Consider the following 15,420-nt stretch of genomic DNA (forward strand, 5'->3'; position numbering starts at 1 on the left):
ATGAATGTGCGTGAGTGTCGGAGGGGCATGTCATGCTCGATCTCGTGACCGCCCGTGCGACCAGCACCGTCCTTGTCGGCCGAGACGCCGATCTCGCCGCCCTGCGCGAGGCCCTCAAGCGTGCGCGGGGCGACGAGGCGGCAGCCGTGCTTGTCGGTGGCGAAGCGGGGGTCGGCAAGACACGGCTGATCGAGGAGTTCCGGCGGGTGGCCGTGAGCGATGGCGCTCAGGTGCTCACCGGCCAGTGCCTGGAGCTGGGCGAGGAGGGGCTGCCGTTCGCCCCCTTCGCCGCGGCGCTGCGCGACCTGCTGCGCCGCGACGGCCCTGGCGTCTTCAGCGGGCAGGAGAGCGAGTTCGCCCGCCTGCTGCCCGAGCTGGGTCCGGCGGCACCCGAGCGGGTCCCCGACGCCAACCGGGGTTACCTCTTCGACCTGGTCGCTGGCCTGTTCGGGCGGCTGGCCGAGCAGCGCCCGCTGGTCCTGGTCGTCGAAGACCTGCACTGGGCCGACCGGTCCACGCGTGACCTGATCGCTTTCCTCATCCGGTCCGCGCGCACCGCCCGCGTGCTGCTCGTCTGCACCTACCGCTCCGACGAGTTGCACCGTGGGCACCCGCTGCGGCCGTTCCTCGCCGAGCTCGACCGGGCCCGCGGCGTCGAGCGCGTCGACCTCGACCGGCTCGACCGCGACGGCACCTCCGAGATGCTCACATACCTGCTCGGCACCGAGCCCCGGTCCTCGGTCGTCGACACCATCCACCGGCGTGCCCAGGGCAACCCGTTCTTCGTCGAGGAGCTCGCCGCCATCGGCGACGGCACCGGCTGCTCCGACCTGCCCGACACCCTGCGCGACCTGCTCCTCGCCCGGGTCGACCGGCTGTCCGAGCCGGCGCAGCGGGTGCTGCGCATGGCGGCCGCCGGCGGCACCCGCATCAGCCATGAGCTTCTCGCCGCCGTCGCCGACGTGCCCGACACCACCCTCGAAGAGGCGCTGCGGGCGGCGGTCGCCGCGCAGCTCGTGGTCGCTGACCAGGAAGGCGGATACGAGTTCCGGCACGCGCTCGTCCGGGAGGCGGTGCACGAAGACTCCCTGCCGGGCGAGCGGGCTCGGCTGCACGCGCGATACGCGGCGGTCATCGAGGGTCGCCCGCAGCTCGTGGGCGCCGGCCGCGCTCCCGCGGAGATCGCCCACCACTGGTATACGGCACACGACCACCCGCGGGCGCTCACCTCCACGATGGCGGCGGCCGCGGCGGCCCGCCAGCGCTACGCGTACGCGGAGCAGAGCCGCCTGCTCGAACGCGTCCTGGAGCTGTGGGACCAGGTGCCCGACGCCGCCGAGCTGCTCGGCATGGACCACCTCGCGCTGCTCGAACAGACCTCCCGCGCCGCGTCCACAGCGGGCGACTTCATGCGGTCCATGAGCCTCACCCGTGCCGCGCTCGCCGAGGTCGACAGCGACGCGGAGCCGTTGCGCGCCGCGCGCCTGCTGGAGCGCCGCGGCCGGATGATTCGAGTACTGGGCAAGGGCAACGGCGCCGACGAGATGCGCAAGGCGTACGAGCTGGTCAGGCGGGTGCCCGACGACCCCAAGCGCGTGCGGTTGCTCTCCGACATCTCCAGCCAGCTCGGCCGCACCGACCCTGAGATGGGCGCCAGCATCGCCCGCGAGGCGCTGACCGCCGCCGAAACGCTCGGTGACGACGCGGCCTGGATCTCGGCCATGCTGACGTTCGCCCGGGTGTGCAGCCGGCGGATCTCGCTCGAGGTCGGCATGAGCGAGATGCTGCGCGCCGCCGACAGGGCGCGCACGACCGGCGACGCCGACCGTCTGGTGCACGCCCTGGTCAACATCTCCGACGCGCTCTTCGACGTGGGTAACTACACCGAGTCCGCCCGGGTCGCGGAGGAAGGCACCGTCGAGGCCAAGCGGGTCGGCATCAGCCGCTCCAAGGGCGCGTTCCTTCTCTCCAACCACGCCGAGGCGCTGGTCGCGCTCGGAAAGTGGGACCACGCCGACGCGCTCTGCGCCGAGACCGCCCGGGTCGACCCGCCCGGCACGCTCGGGCTGCACTGGCTGGAGATCCGGGCGCGGCTGCGGCTGCGTCGCGGGCACCCCCGTGCCGACGACCTGATCGCGCGCGCACTCGGCTTCCAAACCAAGCCCTACCTCGACCACCAGTTGGGCCTGCCGCTGCACGAGCTGCGCATCGAGGCCGCCCTCGCCGCCGACAACGTCGCCGACGCGGTCGCGGCCGCCCGGGAGGCGGTCGCGCTCGGTGGGCTCGACGAGGTGCCGCGATACGCCTGGCGGATGCTCGTCCTCGCGGCACGGGCCGCGGCGCTGGCCGACGACGAGGAGCTGCGCGCCCGGCTGCGCGCCCTGATCCCCACCATCGAGCCGCGGTACCCGGCTGAGCTGGCCGCCCGCGCCGAGGTGGCGGCCACGTTCGCGTCTGATCCACTACCCGCCTGGCAGGCCGCCGTGGCGGCGCGGCGAGTCGACGGGCAGCCCTACGAGTTGGGGCGGGCCCTGCTGTGGCTGGCCGAGGCGGCAGCGGCCGCCGGGGAGCGGGCGGTCGTGGCCGAGGCGCTCGAAGAGGCGGGGGCCATCGCGGCAGAGCTCGACGCGCGCCTCCTGCAAGACGGCCTCGACACGCTCGCGCGGCGGGTCGGCCTGCGCACGGCCGGCAGGTCCAGCGCGGTCGCGGAGACCGAGCTGCTGACCGAGCGGGAGCGTGAGGTGCTACGGCTGGTCGCCGAGGGGCTGAGCAACCGGCTGATCGCCGAGCGGCTGTACATCTCGCCGAAGACGGCGAGCGTGCACGTGTCGCGCATCATCGCCAAGCTCGACGTGGCCAACCGCGTCGAGGCGGCCGCGGTGGCGCACCGCTTGGGGCTGCTGGACCCGTCTTAGTTTTCGCGGGCGGCTAGTGCCTGTTGGTAGAGGCGGCCCGCGCGATACGACGAGCGCACCAGCGGGCCGCTCATCACACCGGCGAAACCGATCTGCTCGGCCTCCTGGCTCAGCTCGACGAACTCCTCCGGCTTGACCCACCGCTCCACCGGGTGGTGGCGCGGGGTCGGCCGCAGGTACTGCGTGATCGTCACCAGCTCGCACCCGGCGGCGTGCAGGTCGCGCAGCGCCTGCGACACCTCGTGCCGCTCCTCGCCCAGCCCCAGGATCAGGTTGGACTTCGTGACCAGCCCGGCGGAGCGCGCCTGGGTGATCACGTCGAGGGAGCGCTCGTATCGGAACGCCGGCCGGATGCGCTTGAAGATGCGCGGCACGGTCTCGACGTTGTGGGCGAGCACCTCGGGCTGGGCGGCGAACACCTCACCCAGCTGGATCGGGTCGCCGTTGAAGTCGGGGATCAGCAGCTCGACGCCGCATCCCGGCTGCAGCTTGTGGATCTGGCGGACGGTCTCGGCGTACAGCCAGGCGCCGCCGTCGGGCAGGTCGTCGCGCGCGACCCCGGTGACCGTCGCGTAGCGCAGGCCCATCGTCGCCACCGACTCGCCGACCCGCCGCGGCTCGTCGGCGTCGAACTCCGCCGGCTTGCCCGTGTCGATCTGGCAGAAGTCGCACCGCCGGGTGCACTGGTCGCCGCCGATCAGGAAGGTCGCCTCGCGGTCTTCCCAGCACTCGTAGATGTTGGGACAGCCCGCCTCCTGGCACACCGTGTGCAGACCTTCGCGTTGGACGAGGCCGCGCAGCTCGGTGTATTCAGGGCCCATTCTGGCCTTGACCTTGATCCACGGCGGCTTGCGCTCGATTGGCGTTTCCGCGTTGCGCGCCTCGATGCGCAGCAAACGCCGTCCCTCGGGAGCGATGGTCACGATTTTGAGCCTACGCTCACCGTGGTCAAGCTTGAACCGTGGGCGACGAGGCTCACCCCCGTCGTTATTGTGATGCCGCCCACGTGCCTTGGCTGGTAGCGTGGCCGGCCAACGGCGATGACGGAACCAAGTACCGCCCCGACCCCGCCGGCAGAGAGAGCCACCAGCAGCTGTGACGGTGGCCCGGCGCCGGGGCGCGAAGACACTCCAGAGCCTGTTTTGAATGAGGCCCCCTCCTCGGGGGTGAAGGCGCGGTGGCACCGCGAGTTCCCCACTCGCCCGCGCCCCACCGGGGTCGCGTTGCGCGATGACGAGGAGGTGCCCAATGCAACGCATCCTTTCCACGCAACTCCCTGCCCATGTGGGCCAGCCCGTGCGAATAGCCGGCTGGGTGCACCGCAGGCGATTGCTGAAATCCGTGGCGTTCCTGATCGTGCGGGACGCCGGTGGGTTTACCCAGGTCGTGGTCACCGCGCCCGAGGCGCGGGCGCTGGTCGAAAAGCTCACCGAGGAAACCGCCATCGAAGTCACCGGCGAGGTGGTCGCGAACTCCGCCGCACCCGCCGGGGTCGAGGTCGTGGAGCCTCGGGTACGCGCGCTCGGCCCACCCGCCGAAGCGCTGCCGTTCGACCTCTTCCGGCCCGACCTGGCCGCGACCCTGCCGACACAGCTCGACCACGCGCCGCTCTCGTTGCGACACCGCAGCCGCGCCACCGCGCTCCGGGTGGCGGCGGCCGCCACAGCAGGCTTCCGCTCCACACTGGACGCATCGGGCTTCGTGGAGGTGCACACGCCGAAGATCGTGGCCTCGTCTACGGAGAGCGGGGCCAACGTGTTCGCGCTCGACTACTTCGGGCGGCCGGCCTACCTCGCGCAGTCGCCCCAGTTCTACAAGCAGCTGATGGTTGGCGTGTTCGAGCGGGTGTACGAGGTGGGGCCGGTCTTCCGGGCCGAGCCACACGACACCGGCCGGCATCTGGCGCAGTACACGTCGCTGGACGTGGAGCTGGGCTTCATCGACGACCACCGGGACGTGATGGCGGTGGTGCGGTCGGTACTGGCGGGGATGGCGTCAGCCGGCTCTCACCTCGCACCTATCGAGGTGCCGGCTTCGATCCCGTCGGTGCATTTCACAGAGGCTCTGGTGATCGCGGGCGCGCCCGCCGACGAGCCCGACCTCGCACCCGCGCACGAGCGGGCGGTCGGCGAGTGGGCGAGGCGCGAGCACGGTTCGGACTTCGTGTTCGTGACCGGGTACCCGATGGCGAAGCGGCCCTTCTACACCCACCCCGACCCGGCTCGTCCCGGGTACTCGAACGGGTTCGACCTGCTGTTTCGTGGCGTCGAGCTGATCACTGGCGGCCAGCGGCTGCACCAGTACGACGACTATGTGGCAGCCTTGGCCGCGCGCGGCGAGCCCATCGAGCCGTACGCGTCCTATCTGGACGCGTTCCGGTACGGGATGCCGCCGCACGGCGGTTTCGCGATCGGGCTGGAGCGCTGGGTCTCGCGCTTGTTGGGCGTGGCCAACGTCCGCGAAGTGACCGCCTTCCCCCGCGACCGCCACCGCTTAACGCCGTAACCCGTGATCAGGGCGTCCCTCAAGTTGTTAGAGCTACTTGAGGGACGCCCTGATCACTGTTAGAGGAGCGTGGGTAGGTGGCGCTCTACGACCGGGAGGGCGTCGGCGACGCTCACGGAGCGGCCCAGCTCGGCGGTCAATGAGGTGACGCCGGCGTCGCTGATGCCGCACGGCACGATGCGGTCGTATGCCGACAGGTCGCAGTCGCAGTTGAGCGCGAACCCGTGCAGTGTCGTGCCCCGCGCCACGCGGATGCCGATCGCGCCCACCTTGCGCGCCGGGCCACGGTCGTCTTCCGGGACCCAGACGCCGCTGCGGCCCTCGACCCGGCCGGCGGCCAGCCCGAACTCGGCGCACACGTCGATCAGCAGCTGCTCGACCCTGCGCACGTAGGCCACCACGTCGACAGGCTCGGCCAGCTTGATGATCGGGTACCCGACGATCTGGCCGGGGCCGTGCCAGGTGATTTTGCCGCCGCGGTCGACGTCGACGACCGGGGTGCCGTCGATCGGGCGGTCCCACGGCTCGGTGCGCTTGCCGGCGGTGTACACGTCGGGGTGTTCGAGGAGCAGGACGGTGTCGGGCTCGTCGCCGCCCGCCACCAGCTCGTGGACGCGGCGCTGCTCGTCCCAGGCCGCGAGGTAGTCGATCAGTCCGAGGCGCCGCGTGTGCAGGCGCGGAATCGTGCTGGTCACGTACGCCAGCGTAACCCCGCGCCCGCCCGCTCCGACTCCGTGGCGGTCGTCACGCCGCCGCTCACATGATCCGGATAGCCCGCAGCCTCTGCACCCGGTCTTCGTAGATCTGGCGGCTTTCGTCGTCGCCCTGTGTCGTGGCCTCGGACAGGGCGCGCTGGGCCCGCTCGACCTCGAAGTCGCGGTGGGCGGCGAGGAAGTCGCGCACCTTGCCGATGTAGTCGTCTGTCTGCTTGATCACGACGCCAACCTCTCGTCGAGCCGACCGATCTCGTATTGGGACCTGCCAACCTCGTCGTGCCGGAAGGCTAGCCCTTCTTCGTACTGGCGGATGAGCTCAAGGTCTTTTTCCAGCTTGTCATGGAGCACGATACGTCGTAGCTGGTCAATCTCCTGCGGCTGCACAGCCACCTCCAACGCGACCTACTGACGGTCGTCGCGGGGCCATGCGACGGTGATGTGGGTTAGCGTACGCGGGTTTTCGGTGGGGGGTGGGCCCCTATCAGCGGGCGACGCGCCAGAGCCACACGTCGTCGACGCGCTCCGGCGGGCCGAGCAACTCGGTGGTGGCGCGCAGCAGGGCCTCGGGGTGCGCGGGCCACTTCGCACCGTGTACCCGGTCGGCCAGCACGACGATCTCGGCGTCCCAGTACCGCAGGTCCTCGCGGGCGGCGGCCCGGTCGGCGTCGGTGATCGGCGGTACCACGCCGGTGCGGGCGACCTCGAAGAGCAGGTCTGCCGACGGGCGAGGCACGGGACCGATGCGACCCTTGCCGTCGGGGCCGCCCGGGCCGAGGAAGAAGCCGGCCGGGATGGCGAACTCGCCCTGCCCGTGCGTGAGCGCGTACGACTGCCAGCGCTGCCCGTCGGGCAGGAGGTCCGAGGTCGGCGGGACCGGAGCGATCACGCCACCCTCGCTGACGTACTCACGCCACTCGCCCGACGTGATGAACCGCGGCACCGGCTCGTACTCGATCGTCGTCAGCGGGATCGGCACGAGGGGGAGCAGCGCGACCGCGAAGGCCGCGGGCCAGAGGCGGGACGGCCGGGGCATGGCGTCGACGGCGTACGCGAGCAGGACGCCGATGACCGGTGCGACGACCAGAGCCAGGCGGGCCGGCAGCGCCGCGTTGAAGACCGGCAGGCTCCCGACCAGCTTGTACGGCAGCGGGATGTCAGTGATCTCGCCGAACACCTTGAGCTGCGGTCCGAGCGACAGCACCGCGAACACTCCGGCGGTGACCGCCAGCGCCCGCAGGGTGACCCGCCTCGCGGGCGCGGTGCGCCACAGTACGACGAAGCACATCACGGCGAGCACGAGCAGCGGTACGCCGAAGAACGAGTTCTCCTCGGTGGGGTTGGGTGCGAGCGTGGTGCGAAGCCCTGCGATGCCCGCGAGCGACCGGTCCGGAAACGCGCCGAACGCGGCGAGGTCCTCGGCGTGGACGCGGGGGTCGAAACCGGTGCCGTGAAAGCGTTGCGGTCCGAAGAAGTGCAGCCACAAGGGGTACGACAGCAGCGCGAACGCCACCGCGGCGGTGACCGCCAGGCCACGGGTGAACGTGGGCAGCGCCGCACGCGCCTCGTCGCGCCGGCTGAGCGCCCAGGTGCCCAGGAACACGCCGCAGGCCAGGGCGGTGAAGAACAGGCCCTCGGCGGCGATCGAGAACGCGGCCGCGACCAGCGCACCGAGGATCAGCCCGTTGCGGAGCCAGCGGCCGGGCTCGCGAAGTGCGAAAACGCGCCACACGATGAGCGGTACCAGCCAGCCGGCGGTCCAGTTCAGGTGGGCGTTGGCGTGCGAGACCATGCCCGGCGCGAACCCGCAGAACACGCCGCCGACGGCCGCACCGAGCGTGCCGATCCCGAACCGGCGGGACAGCAACAGGTACCAGCCGAAGCCGGTGGCGGCCAGGTTGAGCGTCAGGATCACCAGGAACGACCACTGCGGGCCGGCGAGCAGGGTCAGCGGGGTGAAGAGCACGGCGTACACCGTGATCGAGGTGTTGACCGCGAGGTTCACGCCGTCGGGGACGTTGAGCAGGTGGGTGAAGAGCGGGTTCTCGGCGTGCGTGATGGCGTGCGCCCCGTACGACAGCAGCCATTCGAAGAACGCCTGGTCGCTGGAGTTGACCTTGATCGCCCGATCGTTGGGGTCCATCCACAGGCCGCCCGTGACCAGCACGGCGAGGCCCAGGCACAGGGCGGCGACGATCAGGTCGGGGCGCCGCCGCGCTGGCGCCGGCTCGGCCTCCGGGGCCACGGTCTCCGTCAGCGTCACGGGGCGCACCCTACCAATCCGCCGGCGACACGCCCGGAAGTGCTTGCGCCACTATTGGAAATGACTTCCAATGGCGAGTAGCAAACTAAAATCGCACTAGGAGCCCAGTACCGTGAAAATCGCCCTTGTCGGAAAAGGTGGAAGCGGCAAGACCACGCTGGCCGCCCTCTTCGCGCGGCACCTGGCCGGCACCGCGCCGCTGCTCGCCATCGACGCGGACATCAACCAGCACCTCGCCGCCGCGCTCGGCGCGTCGGACGAGGAGGCCGTGATGCTGCCGGCGCTGGGTGACCACCTCGCCGACATCAAGGAGTACCTGCGCGGCAGCAACCCGCGGATCTCGTCGGCCGCCGCGATGGTCAAGACCACGCCACCCGGCCGCGGCTCCCGGCTGCTCTCGGTCGCCGGCGCCAACCCGATCTACGACGCGCTGGTGCGCGAGGTCGGCGGCATCCGGCTGGCCGTGACCGGCCCGTTCGCCACCGAAGACCTCGGCGTCGCGTGCTACCACTCCAAGGTCGGTGCGGTCGAGTTGCTGCTCAACCACATGGTCGACGGGCCGGGGGAGTACGCCGTCGTGGACATGACGGCGGGCGCCGACTCGTTCGCGTCCGGGCTCTTCACCCGCTTCGACGCGACGTTCCTCGTGTGCGAGCCGACCCTGCGCAGCGTCGGCGTCTACCGGCAGTACGTCGGTTACGCGCGCGACTACGGCGTGCGGGTCCACGTGGTGGGCAACAAGGTGGACGACGAGTCCGATGTGGAGTTCCTGCGCGAGCACGCCGGCGACGACCTGCTGACCTGGGTGGGGCGCTCGGCGTACGTGAAGGCGGCCGAGCGCGGCCGGCCGCAGCCGATCTCAGCCCTTGAGCCAACTAACCGTGACGCTCTGGACACGATGCGTATCGCCGTCGATGCTTGTGCGAAGGACTGGGCCACATACACCCGGCAGGCTGTGGAGTTCCACGTGCGCAACGCCACCGCCTGGGCCAACGACAAGGTGGGCGAAGACCTCGCCGGCCAGGTCGATCCTGAGTTCGTGCTTGGGCCACACGTGATGGCCCCATGAGAGGAGAAAGCATGTCCCTCGACGTACCCGCCGCCCTGCTCGAACGCGCCGAAAGTGGCCGGGTCGACGACGCCGAGTTCGTAGCCGTGGTGCGCGACTCGCTGCCGTACGCCTGGGCCGTCGTATCGGAGGTGGCCGCGCGGTCCGCGGAGACTCCCGGCGAGTTCGCCGACCACGCGGTGCCGCCGCCGAGCGAGGCCGAGCGCGGCCAACTGCTGCGCGCGCTGGCGAGCGACTCGATCCGGGGCGCGCTGGAGCGCCACTTCGGCGTGAAGCTCGCGTTCCAGAACTGCCACCGGGTGGCCGCGTTCAAGCTGTCGGCGGTCGGCGGCGAGACGTACCAGGAATTTATTTCGCCGGTCGCTCAGATTCGCAACCAGTCACCCGAACTGCGTGACTGCTGACCTCTTCCTGCTCTCGGCACACGGTGCCGCGGCGACCGTGGAGTACGCGGTCGCCGCGGAGACCGCCGGCTTCGGCGGCGTGTGGCTCGCCGAGCATCACTTCATCGAGTACGGGCGGTGTCCGTCAGCGACCGCGCTGGCCGGCGTGGTGCTCGGGCGCACCCACCGGCTGGAGGTCGGCACGGCCGCGTGCGTGCTCTCCAACCGGCATCCCGTGGCGCTCGGCGAGGAGGCGGCGCTGCTCGACACGGTCTCCGGTGGGCGGTTCCGGCTCGGCGTCGGGCGCGGCGGCCCGTGGGTCGACCTGGAGGTCTTCGGCACCGGGCTGCGGCGCTTCGAGCGCGGGTTTCCCGAGTCGCTGGATGTGCTGCTGGAGTGGCTCTCGGGTACGCCATCCGTCTCCGCCGACGGCGAGTTCTTCGCTTTTCGCGACGTGGCTGTCGTGCCGCGACCACCACGGCGCCTGCCCGTCTGGGTCGCGGCCACCTCGACGTCCACTGTGGATGTCGCGGCGGCGCGCGGGCTGCCGCTGCTACTGGGCGTGCACGATGAGCCCGGGCCGCTGCTCGACCGGTACGGGCCGTCGGGGGCGGAGCACGCGGTCGCGCGCCTGGTCGCGCTGGGAGACAGCCGTGCGCAGGCCGAGCGCCGCCTGCGGCGCACGCTTCCGCGGTGGCTTGCCACGACCGCCGGGTACGTCCGCATCGACGGCACCTCACCGCCACGGCGGGACTTGGACGCGTACATCGACCATCTGCTCCGGATCAGCCCGATCGGCCCGCCGTCCGAGGTGGCCGCGGCGCTCGCCGACGCGGGCGCGAGCAGGTTGCTGCTGATGGTGGAGGGGTTCGGCGATCGCCGGGCCACGCTGGAGCAGATCGACGCGCTCGCCGCCGAGGTGCTACCGCTTCTCTAGCGCCTTTCGCAGGGCGTCCTTCAGCTCCGGGTACTGGTAGGTGAAGCCCTTGTCCAGAAGCACCTTCGGGACGGCGCGGACGCTCGACAGTGCCTCGCTGCTCAGCTCGCCCAGCAGGATGCGGAGCGCGAATCCCGGTACCGGCATGATGGTCGGGCGGTGCAGCGCGGCGCCGAACGCCTTGGTGAACTCGGCATTGCGCACCGGCCCGGGAGCGGCCGCGTTGACCGGGCCGGCGATGTCGTCGCGCGCGATGACGAACTCCACCACCGACAACCAGTCGTCCATCGCGATCCACGGCATCCAATGCCGGCCGCCGGCGAGCTTGCCTCCGATGCCGAGCCCGAACGGAAGCATCTGCGGTTTCAGGTATCCGCCGCTGCGGTGCAACGGATAGCCGACGCGCAGCCGCACCACTCGTACCCCGGCGTCCTCCGCGGGGCTCGTGGCGCCCTCCCATGCCCGGCACAGGTCAGCGAGGAAGCTCTCGCCCGGGGGATCGCTCTCGTCGACGACGCGGTCGCCCGTGTCGCCGTACCAGTTGATGCCGCCCGCGTTGACGAGGACCGGGATGCCCGCGCCCGCGGCCGCCTGCGCGAGCGTGCGGGTCGAGTTGACCCGGCTGTCGCGCAGCTCGCGCTTGTAGCTCTCGTTCCAGCGCTTGGCGTCGACCGCCGCCCCAGCGAGGTTGACGGCCGCGTCGATGTTTTGGAGAGCCGTCGCGTCGAGCTGTCCTTTGCTCGGATCCCACTGGACCTCGTCCGGCGCGTTCGCTGGCCTCCGCACGAGCCGGACGACATCGTGTCCGCTCGTGCGGAGCCTCCGCGTGAGGTGCGTCCCGAGGAACCCGGACGCACCGCTGACGACAACGCGCACGGTGTTACAGGCCCAGGTCGGCCTCGAAGTGACCGGCCTCCAGGCGTTCCTTGACCGCCGAGAGGAACCGGGCGGCGTCGGCACCGTCGATGATCCGGTGGTCGTACGAGAGCGCCAGGTACGCCATCGAGCGCGGCGTGATGACCTCGCCCAGGTCGGGATCGTCGACGACGACCGCCCGCTTGATCACGGCGCCCGTGCCGAGGATCGCCGACTGCGGCTTCGGCACGATCGGCGTGTCGAACAGCGCGCCCCGGCTGCCCGTGTTGGTCAGCGTGAACGTCGCGCCCGAGATCTCGTCCGGGCTGATCTTGTTGGTGCGGGTGCGCTCGGCCAGGTCGGCGATCCGCCTGGCCAGCCCGGCGATGTTGAGGTCACCGGCGTCGCGGATCACCGGGACGAGCAGGCCGCGCTCGGTGTCGACCGCGATGCCCAGGTGCTCGCCGTCTGGGTACGTCATCGTGCCCGCGTCCAGGTCGAGCGAGGCGTTGACGATCGGGTACCGGCGCAGCGCCTCGACCGCCGCGACCGCGAAGAACGGCAGGAACGACAGCTTGACGCCGTGCTGCGCCTGGAACTGCGCCTTGGCCTGCTGGCGCAGCCGGGCGATCTTCGTGACGTCGACCTCGACGACGGTGGTGAGCTGCGCGGAGGTCTGGAGCGACTCGAACATGCGCTTGGCGATCGACACGCGCATGCGGGTCAGCTTTTCGGTGCGGCCGCGCAGCGGGCTCGGCGCGACGGGTGCGGCCGGGGCCGCCTTCGCCGCCGCCGGCGCGGGAGCCTGCTGCTTGGCGGCCTGCTCCTGCTTGGCCTTGTCAGCGGCCTCCAGGACGTCTTGCTTGCGGATGCGCCCGCCGACGCCGGTGCCGTTGACCGCGGACAGGTCGACGTTGTGCTCGCTCGCGAGGCGCCGGACCAGCGGCGTCACGTACCCGACGTCGCCGCCGCCGTTCGTGCTCTGCTCCGCCTTCGCGGGCGCCGCTGCCGGTGCCGCGGCGGGCGCGGCCTGCTGTGCGGGGGCCTGCTGTGCCGGGGCCGGCTGCTGTGCGGGCTGCGCCGGGGCCTGCTGCTCCTCGACGGCCTTCGGCGCGGGTTCTTCGGCAGGGGGCGGGGCGGGTGCCTCACCCTGGGAAGGTGCCTGACCCTGAGAAGGTGCCGCACCAGCGGAGCCGATGACGGCCAGCTCGGCACCCACCGGAGCGGTCTCGTCTTCCGCCACCTTGATCTCGAGGAGCGTGCCGGCGGCCGGGGAGGGGATCTCGGTGTCGACCTTGTCGGTGGACACCTCCAGCAGCGGCTCGTCCGCCTCGACGGTGTCGCCGACCGCCTTGAGCCAGCGGGTCACCGTGCCCTCGGTGACGCTCTCGCCCAGCGCCGGCAGCGTGATGACCGTGGTGCCGCCCGAAGAGCCCTGCTGGGCGGGCGGCTCGTCCTGGTCCGTCGGCTGTGCGGCCGGCGGCGCCGCTTCAGCCTGCGCGGGCGCCGGCTCCTCGCCCGTGTCGGATGACACCTGGCCCGGCGCGGACGCCGAAGAGGGGACCTCGCCCCCCGCGGCGTCGGGCCCCTGCGGCGAAGCCGCGGCTTGCTCGGCGCTGCCGCCGGATTCCTCATCGCCGGAGATCACAGCCAGCTCGGCGCCGACCTCCGCCGTCTCGTCTTCGCCGACAACGATCCGGGTCAGCACGCCGGCCGCCGGCGACGGGATCTCCGTGTCGACCTTGTCGGTGGACACCTCCAGCAGCGGCTCGTCGACCTCGACTCGGTCACCCTCCTGCTTCAGCCAGCGGGTGACGGTGCCCTCGGTGACGCTCTCGCCCAGCCGAGGCATGGGGACCGATACCGGCATCTCGAAAGACTCCTTCGTGGGTGTGTGTCAGGCGTGCGCGTGCAGGGGTTTGCCCGCGAGCGCCAGGTGTGCCTCGCCGAGCGCCTCGTTCTGTGTCGGGTGAGCGTGCACGAGCTGGGCGACCTCGGCTGGGTAAGCCTCCCAGTTGTAGATCAGCTGTGCTTCGCCGATCAGCTCGCCAACGCGGGCGCCCACCATGTGAACGCCGACGACCGGCCCGTCAGCCACCCGGACCAGCTTGATGAAGCCCTGGGTGCGCAGGATCTGGCTCTTGCCGTTGCCGCCGAGGTTGTAGTTGTACGCCTGGACCTTGTCGGCCCCGTACTGCTCCTTGGCCTTCGCCTCGGTGAGCCCCATCGAAGCGACCTCGGGGTCGGAGTAGGTGACCCTCGGGATGCCGGCCTCGTCGATGACCGCGGGCTGCTGGCCGGCGATCTCCTCGGCCACGAAGATGCCCTGCTGGAAACCGCGGTGCGCGAGCTGGAGGCCGGGGACAATGTCGCCGACCGCGTAGACGTGGGGAACGCTGGTGCGCAGGCGCTCGTCGGTGATGACGAAGCCGCGCTCCATCTTGACGCCCTGCTCCTCGTATCCGAGGTTGGCGGTCGTCGGGCCGCGCCCGACGGCGACCAGCAGCAGGTCGGCCTCGATCGTCTCGCCGCCCGCGATCGTCACCCGTACGCCGGAGTCGGTGTGCTCCACCTTCTCGAACGGCTTGCCGGTCTTGAAGCCGATGCCGCGCTTGCGGAACGCCCGCTCGACGGCCTTCGAAACCTCTTCGTCTTCGGCGGCGACGAGACGGGGGAGCGCCTCGACGATCGTGACCTCGGCACCGAGCGAGCGCCACGCGCTGGCGAACTCGACACCGATCACGCCGCCGCCCAGCACGATCGCCGAGGAGGGAACGCGGTCGAGGTTGAGCGCGTGCTCGCTACTGATCACGCGCTGGCCGTCGAGCTCCAGGCCGGGCAGCGTCCGCGAGTACGACCCGGTGGCGAGCACCAGATTGCGACCGGTGTACCGCTGGCCGTCGACCTCGACCGTGGTCGGGCCGACGAGCTTGCCGGCACCCTCGACATACGTGATCTTCGCGCTCTTCACGAGGCCCTGCAGGCCCTTGTAGAGCTTGGCGACCACGCCGTCCTTGTACGAGTTGACGGCCGACATGTCGACGCCGATCAGCTCGGCCTTGATGCCGAAGTGCCCGGCGTCGCGGGTCTGGTCGGCGACCTCACCGGCGTGCAGCAGAGCCTTGGTGGGAATGCACCCGCGGTGCAGGCACGTACCCCCAAGCTTGTCCTTTTCGATAAGCGCGACCGAAAGGTCTAGTTGTGCGGCGCGCAAGGCCGTCGCATACCCCCCACTGCCGCCACCGAGAATGACGACGTCGAAGGTGCTTGGCTCGCTCATTTCGTCTCCCAGCCAGATCCAGTCAGGCGCGACTACCTCGGCCATCTTGTCACTTGTGGAGCCTGCCCGCGTAACGAGGTGCCCAATGACACGTCAGTCGGACGTACGCTTGCCACACCCGTCGATGACGGTGTGCGAAAGGAGACGGTTGGTGGGCTGGTTTCGGCGGCGTAAGCAGTCTGCGGGTGCGCCGGGTCGCACGGGAAATCGTGCCGATCTTGAGCATCTTGAGCAGTTTGTCCGGTCGCGCCGGGGTGTCGAGGCGTTCATCGAGCCGCGTACGACGGTCACCGAGACGACCGTCCTGCTGATCGCCCACGACGGCGAGTGGACGCGGCGGCGGATCGACAGCCCCGAGGGAGCCCGCCGGTTCGCCCACCGGCTGGCGATGCCGATCTACGACGTGGCCTTGGTCGGATACCCCCAACGCATGCGCGACTTCAACGAACGCCGCAAACGCGCCGCCGGCTGACCTTAATGATCAGGGCGTCCCTCAAGTC

Annotated in this window: 14 protein-coding genes; 6 read left to right on the forward strand and 8 right to left on the reverse strand. The window is 70.9% G+C overall.

The window, feature by feature from the left end:
- The first annotated feature begins 32 nt into the window (after positions 1-32).
- Positions 33-2,915, forward strand: a complete 2,883-nt coding sequence (locus tag QMG73_RS41480) for a helix-turn-helix transcriptional regulator (RefSeq protein WP_281904938.1) — start codon at positions 33-35, stop codon at positions 2,913-2,915.
- Here the strand turns inward: QMG73_RS41480 and lipA are convergent.
- Complete coding sequence (gene lipA, locus QMG73_RS41485; RefSeq protein ID WP_281904941.1) at positions 2,912-3,838, reverse strand: lipoyl synthase; 927 nt, start codon at positions 3,836-3,838, stop codon at positions 2,912-2,914. The genes QMG73_RS41480 and lipA overlap by 4 nt on opposite strands.
- Positions 3,839-4,163: 325 nt before the next feature.
- Here lipA and aspS point away from each other — a divergent pair, with 325 nt between their 5' ends.
- A complete protein-coding gene (gene aspS, locus QMG73_RS41490; protein ID WP_281904944.1) occupies positions 4,164-5,420 on the forward strand; it encodes an aspartate--tRNA(Asn) ligase in 1,257 nt (418 codons plus the stop codon).
- 59 nt (positions 5,421-5,479) lie between these two features.
- Here the strand turns inward: aspS and lipB are convergent, their stop codons facing one another.
- The 4 genes from lipB to QMG73_RS41510 form a co-directional block, all read right to left on the reverse strand.
- The gene (lipB, locus tag QMG73_RS41495; protein WP_281904946.1) at positions 5,480-6,115 is read right to left on the reverse strand and encodes a lipoyl(octanoyl) transferase LipB; all 636 of its coding nucleotides are present in this window, start codon (positions 6,113-6,115) and stop codon (positions 5,480-5,482) included.
- A gap of 61 nt (positions 6,116-6,176) precedes the next feature.
- Entirely contained in the window at positions 6,177-6,356 is a 180-nt protein-coding gene (locus QMG73_RS41500) for a hypothetical protein (protein WP_281904948.1), read from the reverse strand.
- Positions 6,353-6,520: a hypothetical protein gene (locus QMG73_RS41505; RefSeq protein ID WP_281904949.1), complete on the reverse strand. Its 168-nt coding sequence runs from the start codon at positions 6,518-6,520 to the stop codon at positions 6,353-6,355. The genes QMG73_RS41500 and QMG73_RS41505 overlap by 4 nt, the downstream gene beginning before the upstream one ends.
- Positions 6,521-6,617: 97 nt before the next feature.
- The gene (locus QMG73_RS41510; protein ID WP_281904951.1) at positions 6,618-8,396 is read right to left on the reverse strand and encodes a DUF2079 domain-containing protein; all 1,779 of its coding nucleotides are present in this window, start codon (positions 8,394-8,396) and stop codon (positions 6,618-6,620) included.
- 112 nt (positions 8,397-8,508) lie between these two features.
- Here QMG73_RS41510 and QMG73_RS41515 point away from each other — a divergent pair, with 112 nt between their 5' ends.
- From QMG73_RS41515 to QMG73_RS41525, 3 genes are read left to right on the forward strand one after another with little or no spacing between them, the layout of a single operon-like run.
- Positions 8,509-9,465: an ATP-binding protein gene (locus QMG73_RS41515; RefSeq protein WP_281904953.1), complete on the forward strand. Its 957-nt coding sequence runs from the start codon at positions 8,509-8,511 to the stop codon at positions 9,463-9,465.
- A gap of 11 nt (positions 9,466-9,476) precedes the next feature.
- Positions 9,477-9,869 (forward strand): SCO5389 family protein, encoded by a 393-nt coding sequence (locus QMG73_RS41520; RefSeq protein WP_281904954.1) that lies wholly within the window; start codon positions 9,477-9,479, stop codon positions 9,867-9,869.
- Positions 9,859-10,785 (forward strand): LLM class flavin-dependent oxidoreductase, encoded by a 927-nt coding sequence (locus QMG73_RS41525; RefSeq protein ID WP_281904955.1) that lies wholly within the window; start codon positions 9,859-9,861, stop codon positions 10,783-10,785. Before QMG73_RS41520 ends, QMG73_RS41525 begins: the two co-directional genes overlap by 11 nt.
- Here the strand turns inward: QMG73_RS41525 and QMG73_RS41530 are convergent.
- The 3 genes from QMG73_RS41530 to lpdA are packed head-to-tail and all read right to left on the reverse strand — an operon-like array spanning position 10,771 to position 14,920.
- Complete coding sequence (locus QMG73_RS41530) at positions 10,771-11,661, reverse strand: TIGR01777 family oxidoreductase (protein ID WP_281904957.1); 891 nt, start codon at positions 11,659-11,661, stop codon at positions 10,771-10,773. The two genes, QMG73_RS41525 and QMG73_RS41530, sit on opposite strands and share 15 nt — an antisense overlap.
- A gap of 4 nt (positions 11,662-11,665) precedes the next feature.
- Entirely contained in the window at positions 11,666-13,510 is a 1,845-nt protein-coding gene (gene sucB / locus QMG73_RS41535) for a 2-oxoglutarate dehydrogenase, E2 component, dihydrolipoamide succinyltransferase (RefSeq protein WP_281904958.1), read from the reverse strand.
- A gap of 27 nt (positions 13,511-13,537) precedes the next feature.
- On the reverse strand, positions 13,538-14,920 hold the full coding sequence (gene lpdA, locus QMG73_RS41540; protein ID WP_281904959.1) for a dihydrolipoyl dehydrogenase: 1,383 nt from the start codon (positions 14,918-14,920) through the stop codon (positions 13,538-13,540).
- Positions 14,921-15,071: 151 nt separating this feature from the next.
- Between lpdA and QMG73_RS41545 the strand changes: the two genes are divergently transcribed.
- The gene (locus tag QMG73_RS41545) at positions 15,072-15,392 is read left to right on the forward strand and encodes a hypothetical protein (protein ID WP_281904960.1); all 321 of its coding nucleotides are present in this window, start codon (positions 15,072-15,074) and stop codon (positions 15,390-15,392) included.
- Positions 15,393-15,420 lie beyond the last annotated feature (28 nt).

Origin of the sequence: Phytohabitans aurantiacus (genome assembly GCF_027923225.1) — a bacterium.
Lineage (GTDB): Bacteria > Actinomycetota > Actinomycetes > Mycobacteriales > Micromonosporaceae > Phytohabitans > Phytohabitans aurantiacus.

What these genes read in the sequence shown, in the direction of transcription:
- lpdA (WP_281904959.1), bottom strand. Translation starts at nt 14,920, where the DNA reads ATGAGCGAGCCAAGCACCTTCGACGTCGTCATTCTCGGTGGCGGCAGT.
- QMG73_RS41480 (WP_281904938.1), top strand. Translation starts at nt 33, where the DNA reads ATGCTCGATCTCGTGACCGCCCGTGCGACCAGCACCGTCCTTGTCGGC.
- aspS (WP_281904944.1), top strand. Translation starts at nt 4,164, where the DNA reads ATGCAACGCATCCTTTCCACGCAACTCCCTGCCCATGTGGGCCAGCCC.
- QMG73_RS41520 (WP_281904954.1), top strand. Translation starts at nt 9,477, where the DNA reads ATGTCCCTCGACGTACCCGCCGCCCTGCTCGAACGCGCCGAAAGTGGC.
- sucB (WP_281904958.1), bottom strand. Translation starts at nt 13,510, where the DNA reads ATGCCGGTATCGGTCCCCATGCCTCGGCTGGGCGAGAGCGTCACCGAG.